This window comes from Allosphingosinicella sp., from assembly GCF_036387215.1.
Lineage (GTDB): Bacteria > Pseudomonadota > Alphaproteobacteria > Sphingomonadales > Sphingomonadaceae > Allosphingosinicella.
The window spans coordinates 1-1,815 of record NZ_DASVUE010000370.1 but is presented as its reverse complement, the minus strand read 5'-3'; the positions used below and the strand labels follow the sequence as shown (position 1 = coordinate 1,815).

Below are 1,815 nucleotides of genomic sequence, written 5' to 3'. Positions count from 1 at the left end.
CCGACGTCGCGGTGGTCGCGGAACTGCACGCCCTTCACCACGCGGCCGTCCTTCACGTCGAGGCAGGGGATGATCCTACGCGCAGGCACTTATCGCCTCCGACAAGTCGATGCGGCCTTCCCAGAGCGCCTTGCCGACGATCGCTCCGGCGGTGCGGAGGCGGCGGAGATCGCCGAGCGAGGAGACGCCGCCGGACGCCTGGATGGCGAGGTGGGGAAGGCGCCGCCCCGCCTCATCGAGGAGTTCGAAATTGGGGCCGGCGAGCATGCCGTCGCGGCCGATGTCGGTGAGGAGGAGGTGCCGCGCCTCGGGGAAGAGCGCTGCGATGTCCCAGAGGCTGCGGCCGCTGTCCTCGGTCCAGCCGGCGGTGGCGACGAAGGGCGTTCCGTCCACCAGCCGCACGTCCAGCGACAGGGTGATGCGCTCGCCCCCGAATTCCTCGATAAATGCCTGCACGAGCTCCGGCTGCTTGACGGCGAGGCTGCCGATGACGACGCGGGCGACGCCAGCATCGAACATGCGCGCAATCTGATCGCGGGTTCGGAAGCCGCCGGCGACCTGGAGCCGGAGCGGCGCCTCGGCGGCGAGCGACGCGATCAGATCGTGCTGCACAGGCGCTCCCGCACGGGCCCCATCAAGATCGACCACATGGGCCCATTCCGCCCCCGCTTCGGCAAAGCGGGCGAGCGCCTCGGCGGGATCGGCGGGATAGGTGGTGGCATCCTCGAAGCGGCCCTGCGCGAGGCGCACGACGCTGCCGCCTATCAGGTCCATGGCGGGATAGATTATCATTGGTCGAGGAACGCCTTCAGGAAGCGGGCGCCCGCCTCGCCGGACCGCTCCGGGTGGAACTGGGCGCCGAGCCAATTGCCGCTTCGGACGACGGCGGAGATCTTGCGGCCATAGTCAGCGCTGGCGGCGGTCTCGCGCACGGGATCGCAGGCGAAGCTGTGCGCGAAATAGACATAGTCTCCGCTGGCGAGACCCAGGTCCTCCGCGCGCACGTCGAGGCGGCTCCAGCCCATGTGCGGTACCGGCATTCCGGGTGCCGGCTCCAGCTTTCGCACCTTGCCGGCGATGATGCCGAGGCAGTCGGTGTCCTCTTCCTCGCTCTTCTCGAACAGAAGCTGCATTCCAAGGCAGATGCCGAGCACCGGCTGCTTCAGCGCTCGGAGCGTCTCCAGGAGGCCGCGCGCGCGGATTTGCTCCATCGCGTAGCCGGCCGCGCCGACGCCGGGAAGGATCACCTTGTCGGCGCCCGCTATCGCCTCGGCGTCACCGGTGACGACCGGCGCGAGGCCGAACCGCTCGAAGGCGATCCCCACCGAGCCGATATTGCCGCAGCCGACATCGACAATGGCCAATCTCATTCCCCCCTCCCTGCAAGGGAGGGGTTGGGGGTGGGTGCGAGCCGCAGGCGAGCATCGAGCACCCCTGATTCCCCTCCCTTACAGGGAGGGGCGGTGAAGTCGGAGCCCATCACAGCACGCCCTTGGTGCTCGGAAGGGCATCGCCCTCGAGCTTCACCGCCTGGCGCAGGGCGCGGCCGAAAGCCTTGAAGCAGGCTTCGGTCTTGTGGTGATCGTTATCGCCCGAGACGCGGACGTGGATCGCGGCGCCGAGGCTGTCGGCGAACGAGCGGAAGACGTGGGCCGTCATCTCGGTGGGGTAGGCGCCGATGTGGCTCGCCTCGAAGCTGCCTTCGAAGACGCTGTAGGGGCGGCCGGAAACGTCGATCAGCACGTGCGCCTCGGTCTCGTCCATCGGCAGCGAGAAGCCGAAGCGGCCGATCCCGCGCCGGTCGCCGAGCGCCCG

The 1,815-nt window shown here is 69.1% G+C and carries 3 protein-coding genes and 1 pseudogene; all 4 read right to left on the bottom strand.

Going from position 1 to position 1,815, the window contains the following annotated elements; translation table 11 throughout:
- The coding region (locus tag VF662_RS14585) for a HisA/HisF-related TIM barrel protein (protein ID WP_464142550.1) at window positions 1-89 on the bottom strand (89 nt) is incomplete at its 3' end.
- Complete coding sequence (locus VF662_RS14580) at window positions 76-792, bottom strand: 1-(5-phosphoribosyl)-5-[(5-phosphoribosylamino)methylideneamino]imidazole-4-carboxamide isomerase (protein ID WP_464142548.1); 717 nt, start codon at window positions 790-792, stop codon at window positions 76-78. The genes VF662_RS14580 and VF662_RS14585, both read right to left, overlap by 14 nt.
- Window positions 789-1,370: an imidazole glycerol phosphate synthase subunit HisH gene (hisH, locus tag VF662_RS14575; RefSeq protein WP_464142546.1), complete on the bottom strand. Its 582-nt coding sequence runs from the start codon at window positions 1,368-1,370 to the stop codon at window positions 789-791. The genes VF662_RS14580 and hisH overlap by 4 nt, the downstream gene beginning before the upstream one ends.
- A 109-nt stretch (window positions 1,371-1,479) precedes the next feature.
- Window positions 1,480-1,815 (bottom strand): annotated as a pseudogene (locus VF662_RS14570) (imidazoleglycerol-phosphate dehydratase); the annotation flags it as partial.

What these genes read in the sequence shown, in the direction of transcription:
- hisH (WP_464142546.1), bottom strand. Translation starts at nt 1,370, where the DNA reads ATGAGATTGGCCATTGTCGATGTCGGCTGCGGCAATATCGGCTCGGTG.
- VF662_RS14580 (WP_464142548.1), bottom strand. Translation starts at nt 792, where the DNA reads ATGATAATCTATCCCGCCATGGACCTGATAGGCGGCAGCGTCGTGCGC.